Consider the following 19,856-nt stretch of genomic DNA (forward strand, 5'->3'; position numbering starts at 1 on the left):
GGGTGGTCGTCAGGCCTGACGACCACCCGGGCCCGTCACATCGTCCTGTCGTCGACGTCGCCTTGTCGTCAACGGCGCCTTGTCATCAATGTCGGCTTGACGAGTGCCCTTCGGTCAGACGCCCAGGGCGCGGAGGTTGTCCCGGCTGATCCGGGCACTCTCCAACGGCGTCTCGCGCTGGGTGACGTCGGTCTCCACGATCAGCCAGCCGGCGAAGCCGGCCTGGTCCAGCAGGGAGAACATCGTGGCGAAGTCGACCTCGCCGTGTCCCACCTCGGCCCAGATCGCGTGCTTCTCGAACGTGGAGTAGTCCCAGCCGGCCTCGCGGCCGCGGTCTCGTACGGCGACGTCGATGTCCTTCAGGTGCGCGGTCTTGATCCGCTCGGCGTGCCGGCGGGTGAACTCCACCACGTCGACGCCCGCCCAGGCGAGGTGGCCGGTGTCGGGGCCGAGGAACAGCACCTCCGGATCGACCGCGGCCAGCAGCCGCTCGATCTCGTCCTCGGTCTCCACGAAAGTGCCGACGTGGTTGTGGTAGCAGGACCGCACGCCGTACTCCAGCGTCGCGCGGGCGATCGCGTCCACGGTCCGCACCAACTGGCCGAACTCCTTCTCCGGCAGGGCATCGTCCGGGCCCGCGTGCGCGGCGACGTCCCGGCGGGTGCGACCGGACCGGGTGGTGGTGTTGAACCCGCCCGCGGAGACGTAGACCTCGTGCACCCCGAGGTCGCTGGCGATCCTTGCGTGCTCGCCCGCCTGGGCGACGTACTCGTCGTGCCGGTCCGCCTCCCAGAAGTCGCCGCCGAAGTAGCCGGGCGCGGGCGCCAGGCCGTATCCGCCCCAGATCTGCGCGATCTGTTCGGCCGTACGTCCGCCGTGGGCGCTCAGCGGCGCACCGGCGTAACCGGCCTCGGCGATGTCGGCGAGCACCTTCTCCTCCGGGACACCTCGCCACGTGATCTGGCCACAGCCCAGGTCGACCTTCATCCCGCCTCCTCCATGCACCTCGAATGTCCCTCGGGCAACCCGGCACAACTGCGGATCATCCCGAAAACCCTTGCCTGCCTGTCGTTCCGGCACCGGCTCGCCGGCAGCAGCTGTCAGCAGATGCCAGCAGCTGTCAGTAGATGTCAGGAGCTGTCCTGGCCCAGCAGGGCCGCTCGCTCCTCCGCCGGCAGCGGCGGCGCCGGCGTGCACGTCGTGGTCAGCTCCACCCGCTCACCTGTGCGCGCCGAGTGGACCAGGCCGGTGATCAGCTCGACCACGTGGCAGGCGATGTCGCCGCCGGCGCGGGGTGCGCGGCCGGCCCGCACCGCGGCCGCCAGCTCACCGACGCCGAGCCCGCGCAGGTTGTGCGGGAGGTCGGCCGGCTGCCGGCTGCCCGGAACCTCCTGCCAGTCCTCGCCGTACCGCCGAACGTACGCGGGGTCGCCGAAGTTGTTCGGGTTCGGCGCGGCGAGTTCGCCGTCGCTGCCGTAGACGGTGAGCACCGGAACCTCGCGTGGATGGTCGGTGCCCCACACCAGCGCGGTGTTCGCCAGCAGCCCGTTCTCGAACTCCACCACCGCGGCGGTGGCGATCGCCGCGCCGGCCGGCGGCCGGGTCGGCTGCTCCCCCGCGCCGAGCATGTGGGCCGCGCCGCTCACCCGCACCGCGGGGCCGAACAGGTTGACCAGCGCGGAGAAGTAGTACGGCGCCATGTCCAGGATCGGTGTCGCGCCCTCGGTGTAGAAGCTCGCCCCGCCCATCGCCCCACGAAACATCAGCCCGCTCGCCGACAATGGCGAGCCGACCGCGCCGTCGGCCAGGGCGGCCCGCGCGGCCTGGAATCCCGAGCCCAGCAGGGTGTCCGGAGCGCATCCCACCGCCAGCCCGCGCTGCTCGGCGGCCGCGAGGAGCTCCCGCGCCTGATCCAGCGTGGGGGCGAGCGGCTTCTCCGACCACAGGTGCTTGCCCGCTGTCAACGCCGCCCTGCTCACCTCGACATGCACCGCGATCGGGGTGAGGTTGACGACCACCTCGACGTCGGCGTTGTCAAGCACCGACCGCGGGTTCGTCGCCTGCGGCACGTCGTACTTCGTGGCGACCTGCCTCGCCCGCTCCTGGTCGACGTCGGCCACCGCGGCGACCTCGACCCCCGGCATCCGGCCCAGGACCGGGAGGTACATGTGGCTGACCTGTCCGCACCCGATGACTCCGACCGTCGTCGTCGCCGGCATCCCGCATCCCCACCCTGAAGTGTCGTCGGATCGGCTGTCGCGGCTCGGCGCTACCTCGCGCCCCTTCGCGATGCGGTGGTCACCAGGCGGGCCGGAACCGTTCCTTGGACGCTAGCAGGGTGTGGGCGGGCAGGCCTGTCCGATTCCTGACGTACGAACCCCGTCAGGGTCGGGGCGGCGCCGGGGTGAGCCGGTTCCGGCCGGGTCGGGTCCGGTCGGTGGATGCGGCCGGTGGGTGCGGTCGGTGGATGTGGTCACGCCACCCGGTGGAACCGACCAGGCCTTCGCGGGACCGGTGCTAGCGAGAGCGTTCCCTGCGTGCGTTGACCTTCCGGCCCTTCACGGTCGTGGACCGCAGCGCGGCGATGACCTCGTTGGCCGCGGTCTCCGGTACCTCCACCAGCGAGAAATTGTCGGTGATCTCGATCGCACCGATCTCCCGGCCACGCAGGCTGGACTCGTTGGCGATCGCTCCCACCAGGTCCTGGGGCCGCACTCCCGCGCGCCGGCCGAGGCCGACGAACAGCCGGGTCATGCCAGCTCCGCCACGGCCCCGTGCACGGCCGCTCTGGGGGCGCCCGCCGTCTCCCCTGCGCCGGTCGCCCTCGGACTCCGGGGTCGCGTTCGGGATCTCCGGCTCGTCCTCGTCGATCCTGCCGCCGATGGCCTCGTGCGCCAGCTTGACCGCGGCCAGCGCCACCTCCATCACGTCGAACTCGTCGGTGAGGGTCTCCACCACGACGCGGAAGTGCTCCAGGTCGTCCTCGATCAGGCTTTCCTGCAGCGCGGCCCGGGTGAGTTCCAGCCGGCGAGCCTGCAGGTCGGCGACCGTCGGCATCTTCTCGACGGCGATCTTGCGGCCGGTCACGCGTTCGATCGTCTTCAGCATCCGGTGCTCGCGCGGCGCGGCCAGCGTGATCGCCACGCCTTCCCGGCCAGCCCGTCCCACCCGGCCGATCCGGTGGACGTAGGACTCCGGCGCGGACGGCACGTCGTAGTTGACGACGTGGCTGAGGTGGTCGATGTCCAGGCCGCGGGCCGCGACGTCGGTGGCCACCAGCAGGTCGGCGGTACGGCTGCGCAGGCGGCCCATCACCCGGTCGCGCTGCTCCTGGCTCATGCCGCCGTGCAGGGCTTCCGCGCGGTAGCCCCGGCCGTTCAGCGTCTCGGCGAGCTGGTCGACCTCCTCGCGCGTACGGCAGAAGACCAGCGACGCGGTCGGCGACTCGACGTCGAGGACCCGGCCCAGCGCCGCCGGCTTGTGCGCCCGCGGAATGACGTAGGCGACCTGGCGTACCAGCGGCGCCTCGCCGGGCTCCGGCTTGTGCCGCGCGATCTCGATCCGCTCCGGGTCGCGCAGGTGGCGCTTGACCATTCCGCCGATGCGGGGCGGCATCGTCGCCGAGAACAACACCGTCTGGCGTTCGGCCGGCGTCTCCTGCAGGATCGCCTCGATGTCCTCGGCGAACCCCATGTCGAGCATCTCGTCGGCCTCGTCCAGGATCACCGTGGTCAGGCCGTCCAGGTGGAGAGTGCCGCGACCGATGTGGTCGAGGGCGCGGCCCGGCGTCGCGACCACGACGTCGACGCCCTGGGACAGCGAGCGCAGCTGCCGGCCGATCGGCTGACCGCCGTAGATGGGCAGCACCCGGATGCCGATGCCCCGGCCGTACCGGTGGAACGCCTCCGACACCTGCACGGCGAGCTCCCGCGTGGGGACCAGGACGAGCGCGGTGGGCGCCGTGCCGCGATCACTTCCGGGCATTCGCTGCAGGGTCGGCAGCGCGAACGCAGCCGTCTTGCCCGTGCCCGTCGCCGCCTGCCCGAGGACGTCCCGTCCGGCCAGCATCGGTGGGATCGCCGCGAGCTGGATCGGCGTCGGCTCCTCGTACCCCAGGCTGGTCAGCTCGTGGAGGAGCTCCGGACGCAGGCCGAGATCGGCGAAGCTGGTCGGGTTGTCGGATTCGTGCACGGTCATGGTCAGGTCAGGCTCCTCAGGGTCCGGGCACGAGTGTCCCAGCGTCGCGGCGACGTCAGGGTTCATGTTCCCCCGCCGACGGTTGAGTTGCGCGCACGACTGGCACGGCGGGCCGGAAAGGCACGCGCAGTTCCCCTGGTGACCACCCTGTGTCACCGGCAGATGTGTCACCGGCAGGTGTGACGCCGGCTCGTCCGTCCCGGAGGGACCCCGCGGTTGCCGAGAGACCCTGGCCACGGAGTCGAACCGCGACAGGACGATCTTGCCGGATCGCCCGCTCTTCCGTTGAGCTAGCCAGGGGAGAAGATCGAGTGGCTGTCCTCAACCAGGCGGGAGTTCCGTCACCGAGAAGGACGTCCCACCATGATCGACCCGGCATGATCGCGTTGTCCCGCAAATGATCGAAGTCCCTGTCACAGTTGTTCCGGCTGTTCCGGCTGTCGCGGCTGTCGCGGCGGCGGTGTTGTCGGCGAGCTGGTGAACGCCCTAACATCAGGCTGCGACCGCCGGTAGGCGACTCCACTGGGACGCATCTCTCTCCGCGCCACCTCTCTTCCGGCGCACCTCCTCTGCGGCCGGCCCTTCTGGTGCACTCTTCGGGCCCACCGCTTCTGGCGCACCCCTTCTGCGGCCACTTCGTTCTGCGGCCACTTCGCCGCGGCCAACTCGTTCTGCGGCCACTTCTCTGCCCCGTTCGTTCGGCGGCATCCCCTGCCGGCCCACCTCGTCCCGCGCATCTGTGGTCGCACGTGGCCCACTCCCGTCCTCCTTGTCCGCGCTTCCCTCCCCTACTGCGAGGTCTCCCATGACCGACACACCCGCGGCGATCGATCTTTCCTATGTCGAGGCCGTCCTCGGTCCGTGCACCGTCGTGCGCGAGCACAGCTGGCCGCATCGCGGTGCCACGGTCCTCGAGATCGGTGACGCGTCCGGCCGCCGGTGGTTCGCGAAGCGCCATCAGCGCCGTGAGCAGTACGACCGGGAGCTTTCCGCGTACCTCCGATGGGTGCCCGCGTTGCGGCCGAACGCTCCCGAACTGCACGCGTACGACGACGAACGGCGCACGCTGGTGCTGTCGGCGGTACCGGGGAGGGTCGTGCCCGACCACACTCCCGGCCTGCACCGCCTGGGCGGAACGCTGCTGCGCCGCCTGCACGACGCGGAGGAGTTCACGCCGGATCCGGACTACGCGGCCGCGAAGGAAGCCGAGCTGGAGGAGTGGCTCGCGCGTTCCGACGGGCTCCTCGACCCGGCGGAGACGGCCTTCGCACGCTCGGAGATCCGTTGCCTGCAAGGGCTCCCGAGCCCACCCACTGTGCCGTGCCACCGTGACTACAGTCCGCGCAACTGGCTCCTGGACGGCAGGAATCTGTACGCCATCGACTTCGAGTGGGCTCGCCCGGATGCGTGGGTGGCCGACCTCGGCAAGCTGTTCTTCGGACCGTGGCAGGGGCGGCCCGACCTGCGCGATGCGTTCCTGGAGGGGTACGGGCACATGCTGACCGGCGACGATCTCGGACACCTCGTCCACGGGCACGCGCTGACCGTGACCTGGCAGCTCATCTGGTCGACTCAGCACGGCAACCTGAGCTTCGCCGCCGGCACCCGTGAAGTCCTGCACGGACTGATGCAACGTGCCTACTCCTGACGCGCCTCCCCCTGACCGTCGGGCGCGGGGACGGCGTCGTACGTGGACACACCGTCGAACGTAGAGACAGCGTCGTCCGGCGTCGGTGGCGGTCACGGGCGGATGATTCGTTGTCGCACGTCCACCCACTCCGGAGGAACGTACTCGGGGTGGCCGTGGTCGCCCATGCGGACGGTCCAGCCCTTGTGGTGGACGAAGGTGTGGTGCGACTTGCACAAGAGGACTCCGTTCGCGAGGTCGGTCGGCCCGAAGTCGTCCCAAGCCGTCATGTGGTGGGCGACGCAGAGTCGTTCGGGGACCTGGCATTCAGGGAAGTGGCAGTGGGACCCGTCACGGACCGCGAGGGCGCGGCGTTGGGCTTCGGTGAAGAACCGGTCGGCCATCCCGACATCGAGGACCTCGCCGTTGCCGCCGAGGACGACCGGGATGATGTTCGCGTCGCACGCCATCCGCCGAATCGTGGCCACCGAGAGCGGCTCTCCGCGCAGTCCGGTGATGCGAGCCGATCCGCCACCACCGCACTTGCTGCACCCGTCGTGGGGTCGAAGGCAGCCTCCGGCCCCGCCGCACCCTCCTCGGGTTCGTCGTCGTCGGCGTCGTCTTCTTCTGCCACGAGGTCGCAGTTCTCGGGTCCGGTGTCTGGTCCCGGATCGGATCCAGGTCCCGGCTCAGTTTCCGGGTCGGGTTCAATTCCCGATTCGGGTTGGATTCCGGTGGCGGTGTTCGGTTGTGGGGGCTGGCCGGGTTCTCGCGGTGCGGGTATCCGCTCCGCGACCCCGGCCGGCGGGTCCGGCTGGTCGGCTGGTGGTTTCTCGTTGTCCGGTTCACGTTCCAGGGCGGTCGCTGTGGTCTCCGCGGCAGTGGGAGCCGCCTCCGGAGCGCTGGTACCGGTCGGCACCGCACCCTCGCCGGTGCCGGCCGGGTCGCCCGGGTCGTCCGGGTCGTCCGGGTCGGTGACTGCCCGGCCCGGCTGGGCGTCCGTCCCGGTGTCGTCGGCGTTCTCACTGCGATTGGCGTTGCTGGGTTCGCCGTTCCTGCTGGGCTCGGCGTCCTCAGACGTGACGGCCCCGTTGCTGCCGGGATTCCTACCCGGCTTGGTGGTCTCGGCCTTGTCGGGCTTGACGCTCTCGCCATCGCCGGCACGCTCGCCGGGGCCGGCGTCCGTTGTGTCGCAGGGAGTCGTGCTCGACCTGGGACCTTCCGACGCAGAGCTCTTGTTGCGCTTGGTGTGCTCGCGGGCCTTGCGCTTGGCGTTCTGACGTTTGGCGTCGGGGGTCTGGCAGCCGCAGGGCATGGGGCGGACGGGGTTGAGGTCGTCGATGGTGCCGAACCCGATACCGTTCATGAGTTGGTGCAGGTGGATCAGGACGGTGACGCAGTCCCGTCCGCGGCCGCGGTTGGGCGATGCCTGCTGCTGCGCCCACTGGGTGACGAGGTCGGCGAACACGTCCCCGCGCTTTTGGTCCAGGGGGCGGTCGTCGGGGCGGGTGTCCGCGGCGACCAGCGCCTCGATGATCTTGCGGAGTTGTTCCATCTCCACCACCGGCAACTTGATCACCACGGTCTCCGAACCGGGGATCCCATTGGCCATGAAACACAGCGACCGTTTGCGTTCGGCGGCGGCTTCTTCCTTGGCCAGCTGTTCACCCAGCCGCCGCTCCCATTCTTCGGGTGCGATCGCCTGCAGCAGGTGCCGTCCCAGCACCCGCACGTCGTCGGGGTTACGCCGCTTCGACTCGGCGATCAGGAATTTCTCCGCCTCGACGAGCTGGTCGGGGCTGACCCAGGTGGGCAGGTCCTTGATCGCGAACGCGATCACCTGCGCATGCCGAAACGAGATGTCCCCACGCCCGAGGGCCCGGGCAGTCAGGGTCACGGTGCGGTCGAGGTCTCTGGCCAGATTCACCGTCGCACTGGCATCTTTGACCGACATCCGCTGGGTGGTACGCAGCCACACCCTGGTGCTCACCGCGCCGGTCGTCTTGGCGGCGTCGCAGGCATCTGCCCTGGCCACCATCGCCAGCTTCAGCGCGGCCATCATCGCCTCGTCGACGCCGTGCAGCTCCAGCAGCCGGCCCAGCCTCTCCGGCCGCAAGGACAGCATCGGCGCGGCCAGCGCGTCACCGACGACGGTGCGGACCTGAACGAGCGCAGCCTCCAGGCGTTGTTCGGCGTCGGTGCCGCCGTCCCAGCCCGGAGGTTCCTGCATCGTCGAATGCATGTTCGAACTCTACAGGCTGCCACCGACAGCTCACCCTTTGTCCACAAGCGCAAGCCGATCCGCCACCTGTGGACAAAAACCTGGTCACGGCGACGGCGGCTGGCGGCCGACGGAGAAGAACAACGAAGGGGCGACGCATGCGCCGCCCCCTCGTCAACGCCTGACCGTCAGCTCCACGCCGTCAGCCCTGGCCGCTCATCCTTCGTCGGCGACGCTGATCGCACCGGTCGGGCACAACTGCGTCGCCTCCCGCGCGACGTCGGCCTCGGCGGCCTCGGGCTGGCGGCGCAGCACCACCAGTCCGTCCTCGTCGCTCTGGTCGAAGATGTCGGGCGCGGTCAGTACGCACATCCCAGCACCACAACAGATGTCCCGGTCGACATTGATCCTCATCCGTCACCTCCCGTACCCGGCGAACCGCTACCCGGCGAACCGCTACCCGCAGACCTGCGTGCCGCCCACCGTAGCGACCCAACCGCTCGGACCGAACCGCGCGGCTACCACGCCACCGGCAGGCTGTGTACGCCGTAGATGGCCATGTCGGTTCGCAGCTGCACGTCCTCCGGCTCCACCGCCAGCCGGAGATTCGGGAACCGCGCCAGCAGCTGGTTGAACCCGGTCCGCATCTCGATCCGCGCCAGCTGCTGGCCGAGGCACTGGTGGATGCCGTGCCCGAACGCCAGGTGCCCGGTGGCGGAACGGCGCAGGTCGAGTTCGTCGGGTTCGTCGAAGCGTTCCGGGTCGCGGTTGGCGGCCGGCAGCGACAGGGTGACGACCTCGCCGGACCGCACCAGTTCACCGCCGAGCTCGACGTCCTCCAGCGCGGCCCGCGTGGGCCCGATGTGCACGATGGTGAGGTAGCGCAGCAACTCCTCCACGGCGTTCTCCACCAGTGCGGGATCCGCGCGCAGCGCCGCGAGCTGGTCGGGGTGGCGCAGCAACGCGAACGTACCCAGCCCCAGCATGTTGGCAGTGGTCTCGTGCCCGGCGATCAGCAACAGCACGGCGACCCCGGCGATCTCCTCGTCGTTCAGGGCACCGTCGGCGATCAGCGTGCTGATCAGGTCGTCGGCGGGCGCTGACCGCTTGCGTACGACCAGCCCGTGGAGGTACTCCCGCAGCGAGACCAGTGCGCCCATCGCCTCCTGGAAGCTGGACTCCAGGTGCAGCAGCACCCTGGTGTCGTGCTGGAACTTCTCCCGGTCGGTGTACGGAACGCCGAGCAGTTCGCAGATCACCAGCGACGGGATCGGCAGCGCGAACTCCGCCACCAGGTCGGCCGGCGAACCGTGGCGTTCCATCGCGTCCAGGTGCTCGGAGGTGATGCGGGCGATCCTGTCCTCCAGGTCCCGCATCCGCCGGACGGTGAAGTGGGCGGTCAACTGGCGCCGGTAGCGGGTGTGCTCGGGTGGGTCCATGCCGATGAAGAAGCCCGGCTCGGACGGGCCGGGGTGCTCCTCCTCGAAGGCGATCCGGCGCGGGGCACGCTGCAGCTCCCGCCGCCGGCTGAACCTCGGGTCGGCCAGCACCGCACGTGCGAGCGGATAGCTCGTCACCAGCCAGCCCTGCGAGCCGTCGGGGTAGCGCAACCGGCTGATCGGGCGTTCCTCGCGTAAGGCCGCGAGAACCGCGGGTGGGTCGAACGGGTCGGATCGCTCGACGGGGAGGCCGTCCACCGGTGGCATGGGCGCCACGGATGTCGGCATGGTCTTCGCCATCACGTGCTCCTTACGTTCCGGATCATCGTTCGAACTGCGCTTCTCCCTTCCAGCAAACACCCGGCGCACCGAAAGTACAACCAGTGTAAAAATTCTTTTGATGTACGCAGACCGGAGAGGCGCGGACTCTCGCGGAAGGCCCGAGCGGACTGCTCGCGTCGCCCGGCGCACCGGGGTAGAACAGGACACGTGCCCGACAAGTTGGACGCCTACCGCAGCAAGCGCAGCGCCGATCGCACCGCCGAGCCGGTGCCCGCAGAAGGCCCGCTGCCGGAGGGCAACGACGACACGTTCGTGATCCAGGAGCACCACGCCCGCCGCCTGCACTGGGACTTCCGGCTCGAGCGCGACGGCGTACTCGTCTCCTGGGCGCTGCCCAAGGGCCTGCCGGACGACCCGAAGAAGAACCACCTCGCGGTGCACACCGAGGACCACCCGCTGGAGTACGCCGACTTCGCCGGCGAGATCGCCAAGGGCGAGTACGGCGGAGGCACGGTGGAGATCTGGGACCGAGGCACGTACGAGTGTGAGAAGTGGACCGACCGCGAGGTGAAGGTCGTCCTGCACGGCACCCACGGCGACCGGTCCCAGGGCCGTTTCGTACTCATCAGGACGGGCGAGAACTGGCTCATCCACCGGATGGACTACTCCCCCGACGAGAACGCCGACCCGGACTCGAAGGCGGCCCCCGCGAAGAAGTCGACGAAGAAGACCGCCACAAAGAAGGCGTCCGCGAAGAAGCAGTCGCCGGCGAGCAGTACGTCCACGCCCGGAAGGAAGGCCACCTCGGCGAACACGTCGGGTGCGGAGCCGTTGCCCGAACTCATACGCCCGATGCTGGCGACCCTGGGCGAGCTGCCGCCGAGCCGCGACGACGAGAAGTTCGGCTACGAGATGAAGTGGGACGGCCTGCGCGCGGTCGCCTACGCCGACGGCACGAAGGTACGGCTGAAGACCCGCAACGACCTCGACGTCACCGGCACCTATCCCGAGCTGGCGGAGCTGCAGGAGTCGCTGGGATCGTTGCCGGCCGTGCTGGACGGGGAGATCGTCGCGTTCGACGCGAAGACCGGCCGAATCTCCTTCGCCGCCCTGCAACAGCGGATGCACGTACGAGACGCCGCCCAGGTGCGCCGGTTGCGCGACCAGTCGCCGGTGACGTACCTGATCTTCGACCTGCTGCACCTCGACGGCCGCAGCACGGTCGGCCTGACGTACGAGCAGCGCAGGGAACTCCTGGAGTCACTGGAGCTTCGCGGTCCGCACTGGGACACCCCGCCCTACACCGGCGGCGGCGGACGGAAGCTGATGGCCGAGTCGAAGAAGCAGGCCCTGGAGGGCGTGGTCGCCAAGCGGCTGACGTCGCGCTACGAACCCGGCCGGCGGTCGCGGGACTGGGTCAAGGTGAAGCACTCGCGTACCCAGGAGGTCGTGGTCGGCGGCTGGCAGCCGGGGCAGGGCCGGCGGGCCGGCACCATCGGGTCGCTGCTGCTGGGAGTTCCCGGCCCGGACGGACTGGAGTACGTCGGTCAGGTCGGCACCGGCTTCACCGACGAGATGCTGGCCGACCTCGCCGACCGCACCCGCCGGATCGAACGCCGGACGTCGCCGTTCGCCGGGACGATGCCGGCGAAGGACAGCCGGGACGCGCGGTGGGTCACGCCGAAGCTCGTGGGCGAGGTCCGCTTCGCGGAATGGACCCGCGACGGCCGGCTGCGCCACCCCGCCTGGCGTGGGCTGCGGCCGGACAAGGCGCCGAGCGACGTCGTACGCGAGTCCTGAGCCGTCAGGTGTGTTTGGCGGGGTCGTCCCAGAAGTAGACCTCCGGGTCGTACACCGCGGGCGTGGGGTGCGCCCAGGTGTTGACCATCCCGCCCTGCGCGAGCTGCTCGCGGGTCGGCACGTTGCGAAGGTCGCGCTTGCTCATCGTCACCTGCGGATAGTTGGCCACGGTGCCCATGAAGAACGGCCCGTCCTGGATGTGGATCTTGATCATGTCCCACACGATCTTCGTCCGCGCCACACCGTCAACCTCGCCTTTCGCCTTGGCGTAGCCGTCCCACAGCTTCGCGATCGGGCTACCGGGCTCGGCGTCGACGCGAGGGGGCGTGCGCTTCCAGGGATCGACGTTCAGCTGCTGCTTCTCCTTCCCGGTGCCCCGCAGCGTCCACATCTGCCCGTGCAGCGGCGCCCACCGGGCTGGCTCGATCGGGACGAACCACCAGGGGCCGGTGATGTGGTCGGGTCCGTCACCGACCTCCCACGAACTCTGCGCCATCAGCCGGCCGTTGTTCCACGCGTCGCCGAAGCTTTCCGGCGCCATCGGGTTGATCTTCACTGTGACACCGACCGCCTCCCAGTCCCGCTTGAGGAGGTCGTTCTTCTTCCGGTGTTCGGCGCTCACGTCGGCGGGCACGTCGATGCGGACCACCAGGTCGTCCTCACCACCGGGCATCCTGCGCTTCCCGTCCGAACCCATCTTCGCGCCGAGCTCGTCCAGCATCCGCTTCGCCCGCTCAGGATCATGTTTGACGTAGGCGTCCCGCCACTGGTGGTAGACCTTCCTGCCCTGCTCGCCCTGGTACTCCTGGGCCTTGGGGCTGTAGGTGCCGGTGGTCTTCTCCCCCGTGTTGAAGTAGACCGCCTTCTGCGCCTCGGAACGATCGAAGGCGAACGACAGCGCCTGGCGAAACTTCGGGTTGCGGATGAGCTCGCGCATCTTCGGCTCGGGATAGTCGTAGTTGAAGAAGAACACCGAGCCGGTGCCCGAACCGCTGTCCCACAGGTAGACGTTCATGTTGTGCCGGTTCTGCGTCTGCTTCATGCCGGAGATGTCGCCCAGCCCGATCGGCACGAACGCCCCGTGCACGTAGTCCAGCTTGCCCTCCTGGATCTGCAGCTTGCGCACCTCCGGCTCCTGGACGACGTTGAACACCATCTCGTCGACGTACGGCAACTGCGCACCGGACCGGTCGACGCACCAGTAGTACGGATTGCGTTCCAGCACGACCCGGCGTCCCTCGGAGTAGGTCTTGGTCCGCCAGCCGGTCAGCGTCGGGCACTTCGGGTCGATCACCCAGTTGAGGTGCTGGTCGTGTTTCTCGAACCAGTTCTTCGCCGTGACCGCCTTGTTGTAGCGGGGATGCCACTGCTTCAGGTAGTGCTTCGGCAGGAACCAGTCACCGGTGTCCACACCGTTGGCCAGCAGGGCGGGAGTGAGCGGGGTCGGACTGTCGAAGGTGAGGACGAGTGTCTGGTCGTCCGGCGCGGTGAGGTTCATCGCCGTGCCCGAGCCCGACCGGCCGGAGTCCGGCGGGAGCGCGGGGTGCACCTCGTCGACAACCATGTCCTTCCACCAGTACAACGCGTCGCCCGCGGTGAGTGGCTGGCCGTCGGACCACTTCAGGCCCTTGCGCAGGTGCAGGGTCCAGGTCGAGGCGTCGTCGTCGGACTCCCACGACTCGATCAGACCGGGCCCGATGTCCAGGCCGTCGTTGAGCCAGCGCAACGGCGAGCGGCCGTACAGGTGCTCGTTGATGATCCCGCTGTCGGAGGCGTCGGTGAGCGCGTACATCGTCCCGCCGTACTTGCCCTCGGTGCACCACCGGTGCGGAATGACGTACGGCTTCTCCGGGATGCGTTGCTTCAGCGGCGGCAGCGCACCGCTCTTCACCTGGGCGGCCAGCGCCGGGGACTCCCGCAGCTTGCTCGGCACCGGAACCGGCTTGCGCTCGGATCCCTTGGTCGAGGCGCTGGTTCCCGCGGGGCGAGGCTTGCCTCCCTCGCCGGACTTCGTGCTCGAACTGCACGCGCCGGTCAGTGCCGTCACCGCCGTCAGTGCCGAGGCGTACAGCACCGTACGCCGGCTGGGCTTGCCGACCGGTCCACCGAAGTCGTGGGGCATCGTGGTCTCCCTCGCCGCAGGTGCCCCGGATTATTGGTCTGGTTTCGTCTGCTGTGCAAGGGATTGCGACGTACGGCAGGGTCGGCGCGCCGGACGGTGTCATGTCTCGGCCACCTCGCGACCGCCGCCGGTCACGCCGTCAGGGTCCGCGGTTCCGGCGGTCGGTTCGGGCCGACAGGCATAGGTGACGGCTCCCGAAGCCCTACGCCAGTTCGGTCCACAGCCAGGCCGCCGGGGCGGAGTCCACCCCGTCCGCACCTGCCGGCACGGGTGCCGGTCGTGTGCTGAGACGGCGGCCGTGGACCAGCTGCAGTCGGATCCGGACGAACGCCGACGTCTCGTCGCCGTGCGTCCATGCCGGGGGCAGCGAGCGGCCGGTGAGGTACTGCTGCGGGTCGGTCACCAGGTCGGCCGAGCCCACTCCGGTCACGGTCCAGCCGTCACGCAGGTCCGAACTCACGCTGTCCACCTCGAACGCCACGATCATCTGGTCGAGGGTGTTCGCCAGCGGGGAGCCCGGTGCCGTGCGCACCAGGGCGGCCGTGCCCACCATCACGTAAGACACCGGCTCGACCTCCGGCAACGCGTTGTGGGTGTGGACGACCCGGCCCACGTACGTCTCGTTCAGCAGGTGCAGGCATTCGGCCTGGGAGAGTTCGACCGCTTGCTGGATGTGCGTCATGGCGGGCTCCCTCAGATCGCTTCGGTGACCGCGTCGTCGGCGGTGGAGGCGGCGTCGGCGGGGGTGTCGTGGTGGTACCAGACGGTGGTGTTGGGGGGGATGGTGTCGGTGGGGTGGGGGGTGGGGTGGGTGGTGAGGATGGGTTGGCCGGGGTGGGGGTGTGGTGTGGGGATGGGGTGGTGGGTGGTGTTGGTGTAGGTGGTGAGGTGGGTGCCGCGGGACAGGGCGAGGAGCCCGGGTGGGGTGTCGGTGTGGAGGGTGAGGGTGGTGGTGGCGAGGTCGGGGATGGTGCGGCGTAGGGCGAGTGCTTGGCGGTAGAGGTTGAGGGTGGAGGTGGTGGTGTGGTGTTGGGTGTCGGCGGCGAGGTCGGCCCAGGTGGGGGGTTGGGGTAGCCAGGCGGGGGTGGTGGTGGCGGGTGGGGAGAAGCCGTGGTGGTGGTCGGGGCTGGTGGTCCAGGGCAGGGGGACGCGGCAGCCGTCGCGGCCGGGCCGGGTCCCGCCGGAGCGGTGGTACATGGGGTCTTTGAGGACGGTGACCGGTAGGTCGGCGACGTCGGGCAGTCCGAGTTCTTCGCCTTGGTAGAGGTAGACCGCGCCGGGCAGCGCGAGCATGAGCGCGGCGGCGGCCCGTGCCCGGGCGAGCCCGATCTGGGCGGGGTCCGCACCGGCCGGCAACTCCTCACCGTCGCCGTCGCCGTCGCCGTCGCGGTCCCTGGGGGTGGGGGTGTGGCGGGTGACGGCGCGGGGGAGGTCGTGGTTGTTCGCGACCCAGGCCACGCCGTCGGGGTGGTGGGCGAGTGCGGTGGTGATGACGTGGCGGTAGGTGTCGGCGTCGAAGGTGGCGTGGGCGAAGGGGAAGCAGAAGGTGTGGTGGAGTTCGCCGGGGCGGGTGTAGTCGGCGACGGCGGCGGGGTCGGTCAGCCCGACCTCTCCGATCAGCAGCCGGTCCCGCCCGTCACGGGCGGTGTAGTCCTCCACGAGCCTGCGCCACGAACGCCACACCTGGTGCACGGCCGGCTGGTTCCACGCGTTCGGGTTGACCGGGTCCCCGGTGGCCTCGTCAGCCCAGGCGTCGGGGTGGTCGGGCAGGCCGGCCAACTTGTGCAGGCCCTGGGCGACGTCGACGCGGAATCCGTCGACGCCGCGGTCCAGCCAGAACGACAGCACCCGCTCGAACAGCGCCGGAACATCCGCGTGGGTCCAGTTCCAGTCGGGTTGTTCGGCGGCGAAGGTGTGCAGGTACCACTGCCCCGGTGTGCCGTCGGGTTCGCTGATCCGGGTCCAGGCCGGGCCGCCGAAGATGGACCGCCAGTTGTTCGGCGGCTCGTTCCCGTCGGGTCCTTGGCCGTCGGCGAAGTGGAACCGGCCCCGCTGCGGGCTGCCCGGCCCGGCGGCGAGGGCGGCAGCAAACCAGGGGTGGGCGATCGAGGCGTGGTTGGGCACCACGTCCAGGATCACCCGGATCCCGTGCCCGTGCGCGGTGGCGACGAGCTCGTCGAACCCCTCCAACGACCCGTACGCCGGGTCGACCGCGCAGTGGTCGGCCACGTCATAGCCGTGGTCATGCCCCGGAGAGGCGTAGAACGGGTTCAGCCACAACCCGTCCACACCCAGACCCGCCAGATACGGCAACTTCCCCACCACACCCGCCAGATCCCCCACCCCATCACCATCACCATCACAAAAACTCCGCACATACACCTGATACACAACCGCCCGCCGCCACCACTCCGCGCCCAGGGACGCCACCGACGAGGAGTCGATGGAGGAGTAGGTGGAGTCGAACGTGGAGGAGCGGAACGAGGTGATCGGCCGCAGCGCCGAGGTCTCCAGCGCGGGCACGGTGGTCGGCAGCGGAGCGACGGACCCGCGGGCCGGCGGAAGGGTGCACCGCCGGCGGGTGGACCGGGTGACGTTCCTGTGCGCCGGCAACGTCGCGGGGGTCGTGGTCCGCGTCGCCACCGCGGTGCTGGTGCGCTGGGAAGTTCCCATGTCCTCGACCTTTCGAATCCTGATCCGCAGGTGAGCTCCGTCACTTGCAAGCATCGGCCGAGGCAGGGCCCCGAGTCGTCACGGCGAGCCGCCATCCGCCGGGTGGGCCTTCTGGCAGGTTGGCGTACCTGCTGGCTGGTAGGCGCGAGCCACGATCTGCCGGTACGTGCGGAATGGGCGGAACGCGCCCGTCACGATTGGGTGGAATGTGAGGGTCCGGCGTGGGGGACCCGGGACTTCCGGCCCCCCCCATGAGGGGTCAGGACGTGGCCTGGCCGGATCCCACCGGGAGCTCGGCGTGGATCCGGGTTCCCCTGCCCGTCGGGCTGGTCACCTTGAGCACGCCGCCGAGCGCCTCGACCCGGTCGGTGAGACCGACCAGGCCGGAGCCGTCGCCGAAGCTCGCGCCGCCGACCCCGTCGTCTTCCACGTCGACGCACACCCGGCCGTCGCGTTCGGACGTGGTGACCTCCACGTGCGAGGCCTGCGCGTGCTTCGCGGCGTTCGTCAGCGCCTCGGCGACGACGTAGTACGCCGCGACCTCGATCGGCTGAGGCAACCTCGTCTTGACACCGAGCCCGAGCTCGACCGGAACGGCGGACCTTCTGGCCAGCGCCTTCAGCGCGGGCCCCAGGCCGGCCTCGGACAGGATCGCCGGGTGGATGCCGCGGGCCATCTCGCGGAGCTCCTCGACGGCGTCGGTGAGCCCGGTGGCCACCTCGGCCACATCTGCCCGCACCTGGTCGTCGGGGATGTCCGCCTCGATGCCGCGCAGGTCCAACAACAACGACACCAGGCGCTGCTGGGCGCCGTCGTGCAGGTCGCGTTCGATCCGCCGGCGTGCTCGGTCGGTGGCCGCGACCACGCGTGCTCTGGACGCCGCGAGCTCAGACCGCGCCTGTGCGTTGGCGATCGCGAGGGCGACGACCTCGGTGAAGTCGGCGAAGCGCGCCTCGGCGTCCCTGGGCAGTGGCCTTTCCTTGGTGGAGAACGCGGTCAGCGCTCCCCACAGCCTGCCCTGCACCTCGATCGGCGCGGCCACCGCCGAACGCACCCCGAGCTCACGCGGCCCGCGGTCCTTGTCCCGCGAGCCCGCGTAGCTGTCCAGCCGGGCATGGCGGCCGGTGCGGCGTACCTGCGCCGGGACGGTCCGCTCCCCCAGTTCCGCTCGCGAACCGACCTCGGGCAGGGAGGAGTCCCGCTGTCCCCACAGCGCGACCGCGGTCGCGGTGCCGTCCGCCTCGTACCGCACCATCGCGGTGCCGTCGGCCTCGAACAGCTCCCCGATCTCCTCGGTCACGGTGGCGAACGTGGTGGCCGGCGGGACGGCGCGGGCCACGAGGGTGGACAGCCGGCGCAAGGCCGTCTGCTCCTCCACCAGCTTGGCCAGCTCGTCCCGGTTGCGTTCCAGCGACTCGCCCATCGTGTTGAACGAGTGTTCCAGGGTGCGGATCTCCCCTGCTCCCGTCTCGGGCAGCCGGGCGCTCAGGTCGCCTGCGGCGAGCTCGCCCGCCATCGTCGCGGCCCGCCGCACCGGACGGACGATCGACCTGGTGAGGTACGCCGCGAGGAGCGCGACCAGCAGCACGGAGCCGGCCATTCCGACGACGGACGCGACCTCCGCCCGGCGAGCGGCCGCGGCGGCCCGCTCCTGCCGGGCAACGGTGGCCGCACGGGCGGAGGCGGACAACCGGTCGATCTGGGCACGGATCACGTCGACCCGCCGTTTGCCCTCCAGCGTGTGGGACAGGCTGCGGGCGGCCTTCGGGTCACGGGTGGCGAGCGCGACCAGGGGCACCGAGTAGTCACGTACGTACGACCGGGTCGAGTGGATGATCTGGTGGGCCATCCGCTCCCGGGCCGGGTTGATGATGAGGTCGGTCAACCGCACGCCCACCGGCGGGATCTGTGCCCGGGCCGCGCTCCACGGTTGCAGGAAACGCGGGTCGCCGGTGAGGAGGTAGCCGCGTTCGCCGGTCTCCACGTCCAGGACGAGCGCCTGCATGCGGTTCGCCGTGGTCAGGACCTGCTGGGAACGCCGCGACAGCGCGGCCGCGTCGCGCTGGTCCGAAACCGCCAGCAGCAGAACGGCGAACACCGAGCCGAGCAGCACCGCGAGCACACAGCTCGCGGCCACCAGCCGGCCGGTCAGCCCTCGCCGCAGGTGCGCCATCAGGTCAGCTGCTCGCTGTCGCACGTAGGCTGAACGAGTGCCTCGCCTTAAGGCCTCCGCGGCACTTCGCCGCGGGCCCTTCCGGCGCGGCGCACCGAGCGATTGCGTACATCTTCGGAGGCATCACCACGAACTCCCCCGGCACGAGCGGGCGCCCACCGCGCCAGGTGGCACAGGACCGTCCGCCACGGCAGCGCCCAGAGCAAGCCGCCGTTGACAGCGGTGCCGCCATGGGCCGGGTGGTGCTCGCCGACGACGACCTGTTGCTGCGCGAGGGAATGGCGAGCCTGCTGGGCCGCCAGGGCTTCGAGGTCGTCGGCCAGGCCGGTGATGCTACTGACCTACTCACGATGGTTCGCGAAACTCTTCCTGATCTGGTGGTGGTCGACATCCGGATGCCGCCCACCCACACCAACGAGGGGCTGGAGGCTGCCCGGACGATCCGCGAGGAGTTTCCGCAGATCGGGATTCTGGTGCTCTCAGCATATGTCGAGGTGGAGCACGCGACGGAACTCCTCGCCACCGGGCAAAGCATCGGCTACCTGCTGAAAACCCGGGTCACCGACGTCGGCGAGTTCACCGAGACCCTGCGGCGAATCGTCAAGGGGGGTTCGGTTGTCGACCCCACCCTCGTGCACGAACTCGTCTCCGCCCGCCGCCGGGACGACCCGCTGGACGTCCTCAGCAGTCGCGAACGCGAGGTTCTCGCCCTGATGGCCGAAGGGCGTTCGAACGCCGGGATCGCCCGGCATCTGTGGGTCACCGAGGGAACGGTGGAAAAGCACGTCCAGCACATTCTGACGAAGCTGCGTCTCCCGGAGACCGGCGACGACCACCGCCGGGTGCTGGCGGTGCTGACGTTCCTCGAGGGCTCGGGTTCGCAGGGCGGGTCGTAGGCGGGTGCAAGTTCCGGTTGACACCAACGCGGAACGGTCGCGGGTCGGCCGCGATGGGCTCAGTCCGCTCCGACCAGGGAGGCGATCGCCGCCGCGCTGAGGTTCGACTTGTCCAGGAAACCCGCGGCCGGACTGGACTCGATCAGGTCCTCGAAGTCGTCCGCGCTGTGGCTGGAGATCAGGATCACCTGGGGGCGGCCGTCGTGGTGTTGGCCCGACGTCAGCCGACGAGCCAGGTCGAAGCCACTCTCCCCGCTCAGGTTGATGTCCACCAGGGTCACGTCCGGACGGAGTTCGGCCACCCGGGCGAGCGCCTCCTCACCGGTCTGGGCCATGCCGACGACGGCGACGCCCTCGCGTTCGAGGAGGGCACGCGCGGCCCGCAGGTAACGCGGGCTGTCGTCGATGAGGAGGCAGCGCATGTCT

The 19,856-nt window shown here is 70.0% G+C and carries 16 protein-coding genes; 4 read left to right on the plus strand and 12 right to left on the minus strand.

The features are described from left to right. Positions 1-114: 114 nt before the first annotated feature. From FHR37_RS15730 to FHR37_RS15740, 3 genes are all read right to left on the minus strand, one after another. Positions 115-987: a sugar phosphate isomerase/epimerase family protein gene (locus FHR37_RS15730; RefSeq protein ID WP_092889127.1), complete on the minus strand. Its 873-nt coding sequence runs from the start codon at positions 985-987 to the stop codon at positions 115-117. 143 nt (positions 988-1,130) lie between these two features. Continuing rightward, positions 1,131-2,219: a Gfo/Idh/MocA family protein gene (locus tag FHR37_RS15735; protein ID WP_092889124.1), complete on the minus strand. Its 1,089-nt coding sequence runs from the start codon at positions 2,217-2,219 to the stop codon at positions 1,131-1,133. A gap of 298 nt (positions 2,220-2,517) precedes the next feature. Continuing rightward, entirely contained in the window at positions 2,518-4,197 is a 1,680-nt protein-coding gene (locus tag FHR37_RS15740) for a DEAD/DEAH box helicase (protein ID WP_092889121.1), read from the minus strand. A gap of 805 nt (positions 4,198-5,002) precedes the next feature. Here FHR37_RS15740 and FHR37_RS15745 point away from each other — a divergent pair. After that, complete coding sequence (locus FHR37_RS15745) at positions 5,003-5,845, plus strand: phosphotransferase enzyme family protein (RefSeq protein ID WP_092889118.1); 843 nt, start codon at positions 5,003-5,005, stop codon at positions 5,843-5,845. Between the two features lie 92 nt (positions 5,846-5,937). Here FHR37_RS15745 and FHR37_RS15750 read toward each other — a convergent pair whose 3' ends face one another. The 4 genes from FHR37_RS15750 to FHR37_RS15765 form a co-directional block, all read right to left on the minus strand. Next, complete coding sequence (locus FHR37_RS15750; protein WP_175542794.1) at positions 5,938-6,114, minus strand: hypothetical protein; 177 nt, start codon at positions 6,112-6,114, stop codon at positions 5,938-5,940. Continuing rightward, positions 6,111-8,066, minus strand: a complete 1,956-nt coding sequence (locus FHR37_RS15755; RefSeq protein ID WP_092889115.1) for a DUF222 domain-containing protein — start codon at positions 8,064-8,066, stop codon at positions 6,111-6,113. The genes FHR37_RS15750 and FHR37_RS15755 overlap by 4 nt, the downstream gene beginning before the upstream one ends. 195 nt (positions 8,067-8,261) lie before the next feature. Beyond that, complete coding sequence (locus FHR37_RS15760) at positions 8,262-8,459, minus strand: ferredoxin (protein WP_092889112.1); 198 nt, start codon at positions 8,457-8,459, stop codon at positions 8,262-8,264. Positions 8,460-8,563: 104 nt separating this feature from the next. Further along, on the minus strand, positions 8,564-9,784 hold the full coding sequence (locus FHR37_RS15765) for a cytochrome P450 (RefSeq protein WP_237769085.1): 1,221 nt from the start codon (positions 9,782-9,784) through the stop codon (positions 8,564-8,566). A 189-nt stretch (positions 9,785-9,973) separates the two neighbouring features. Here FHR37_RS15765 and ligD point away from each other — a divergent pair, with 189 nt between their 5' ends. Continuing rightward, positions 9,974-11,566 (plus strand): non-homologous end-joining DNA ligase, encoded by a 1,593-nt coding sequence (gene ligD / locus FHR37_RS31655; RefSeq protein WP_139239193.1) that lies wholly within the window; start codon positions 9,974-9,976, stop codon positions 11,564-11,566. 4 nt (positions 11,567-11,570) lie between these two features. Here the strand turns inward: ligD and FHR37_RS15775 are convergent, their stop codons facing one another. The 3 genes from FHR37_RS15775 to FHR37_RS15785 form a co-directional block, all read right to left on the minus strand. After that, complete coding sequence (locus tag FHR37_RS15775) at positions 11,571-13,688, minus strand: ABC transporter substrate-binding protein (protein WP_092889110.1); 2,118 nt, start codon at positions 13,686-13,688, stop codon at positions 11,571-11,573. Positions 13,689-13,890: 202 nt separating this feature from the next. Next, entirely contained in the window at positions 13,891-14,370 is a 480-nt protein-coding gene (locus tag FHR37_RS15780; RefSeq protein ID WP_092889107.1) for a pyridoxamine 5'-phosphate oxidase family protein, read from the minus strand. 11 nt (positions 14,371-14,381) lie between these two features. Beyond that, positions 14,382-16,211 carry an alpha-amylase family glycosyl hydrolase gene (locus FHR37_RS15785; RefSeq protein ID WP_456237029.1) on the minus strand — a complete coding sequence of 610 codons (1,830 nt, stop codon included), beginning with the start codon at positions 16,209-16,211 and terminating at the stop codon, positions 14,382-14,384. On the opposite strand from FHR37_RS15785, the gene FHR37_RS31660 reads away from it, so the two are divergent. After that, positions 16,144-16,395: a hypothetical protein gene (locus FHR37_RS31660; RefSeq protein WP_237768509.1), complete on the plus strand. Its 252-nt coding sequence runs from the start codon at positions 16,144-16,146 to the stop codon at positions 16,393-16,395. The genes FHR37_RS15785 and FHR37_RS31660 overlap by 68 nt on opposite strands. Positions 16,396-16,620: 225 nt before the next feature. Here FHR37_RS31660 and FHR37_RS15790 read toward each other — a convergent pair whose 3' ends face one another. Further along, positions 16,621-18,534, minus strand: coding sequence for a CHASE3 domain-containing protein (locus tag FHR37_RS15790; protein ID WP_092879726.1), 1,914 nt, complete (start codon positions 18,532-18,534; stop codon positions 16,621-16,623). Between the two features lie 230 nt (positions 18,535-18,764). On the opposite strand from FHR37_RS15790, the gene FHR37_RS15795 reads away from it, so the two are divergent. Beyond that, positions 18,765-19,430, plus strand: a complete 666-nt coding sequence (locus FHR37_RS15795; RefSeq protein WP_092879729.1) for a response regulator transcription factor — start codon at positions 18,765-18,767, stop codon at positions 19,428-19,430. Between the two features lie 59 nt (positions 19,431-19,489). On the opposite strand, the gene FHR37_RS15800 is transcribed toward FHR37_RS15795, so the two are convergent. Further along, positions 19,490-19,852 carry a response regulator transcription factor gene (locus FHR37_RS15800; protein ID WP_092879732.1) on the minus strand — a complete coding sequence of 121 codons (363 nt, stop codon included), beginning with the start codon at positions 19,850-19,852 and terminating at the stop codon, positions 19,490-19,492. Between the last annotated feature and the right edge of the window lie 4 nt (positions 19,853-19,856).

Source organism: Actinopolymorpha cephalotaxi, from assembly GCF_013408535.1.
In the GTDB taxonomy this organism is placed as follows: domain Bacteria; phylum Actinomycetota; class Actinomycetes; order Propionibacteriales; family Actinopolymorphaceae; genus Actinopolymorpha; species Actinopolymorpha cephalotaxi.

What these genes read in the sequence shown, in the direction of transcription:
- FHR37_RS15755 (WP_092889115.1), bottom strand. Translation starts at nt 8,066, where the DNA reads ATGCATTCGACGATGCAGGAACCTCCGGGCTGGGACGGCGGCACCGAC.
- FHR37_RS15760 (WP_092889112.1), bottom strand. Translation starts at nt 8,459, where the DNA reads ATGAGGATCAATGTCGACCGGGACATCTGTTGTGGTGCTGGGATGTGC.
- FHR37_RS15735 (WP_092889124.1), bottom strand. Translation starts at nt 2,219, where the DNA reads ATGCCGGCGACGACGACGGTCGGAGTCATCGGGTGCGGACAGGTCAGC.
- FHR37_RS15765 (WP_237769085.1), bottom strand. Translation starts at nt 9,784, where the DNA reads ATGGCGAAGACCATGCCGACATCCGTGGCGCCCATGCCACCGGTGGAC.
- FHR37_RS15790 (WP_092879726.1), bottom strand. Translation starts at nt 18,534, where the DNA reads ATGGCGCACCTGCGGCGAGGGCTGACCGGCCGGCTGGTGGCCGCGAGC.
- FHR37_RS15750 (WP_175542794.1), bottom strand. Translation starts at nt 6,114, where the DNA reads ATGACGGCTTGGGACGACTTCGGGCCGACCGACCTCGCGAACGGAGTC.
- FHR37_RS15800 (WP_092879732.1), bottom strand. Translation starts at nt 19,852, where the DNA reads ATGCGCTGCCTCCTCATCGACGACAGCCCGCGTTACCTGCGGGCCGCG.
- FHR37_RS15730 (WP_092889127.1), bottom strand. Translation starts at nt 987, where the DNA reads ATGAAGGTCGACCTGGGCTGTGGCCAGATCACGTGGCGAGGTGTCCCG.
- FHR37_RS15795 (WP_092879729.1), top strand. Translation starts at nt 18,765, where the DNA reads ATGGGCCGGGTGGTGCTCGCCGACGACGACCTGTTGCTGCGCGAGGGA.
- FHR37_RS15780 (WP_092889107.1), bottom strand. Translation starts at nt 14,370, where the DNA reads ATGACGCACATCCAGCAAGCGGTCGAACTCTCCCAGGCCGAATGCCTG.
- FHR37_RS15775 (WP_092889110.1), bottom strand. Translation starts at nt 13,688, where the DNA reads ATGCCCCACGACTTCGGTGGACCGGTCGGCAAGCCCAGCCGGCGTACG.
- FHR37_RS15740 (WP_092889121.1), bottom strand. Translation starts at nt 4,197, where the DNA reads ATGACCGTGCACGAATCCGACAACCCGACCAGCTTCGCCGATCTCGGC.
- FHR37_RS15745 (WP_092889118.1), top strand. Translation starts at nt 5,003, where the DNA reads ATGACCGACACACCCGCGGCGATCGATCTTTCCTATGTCGAGGCCGTC.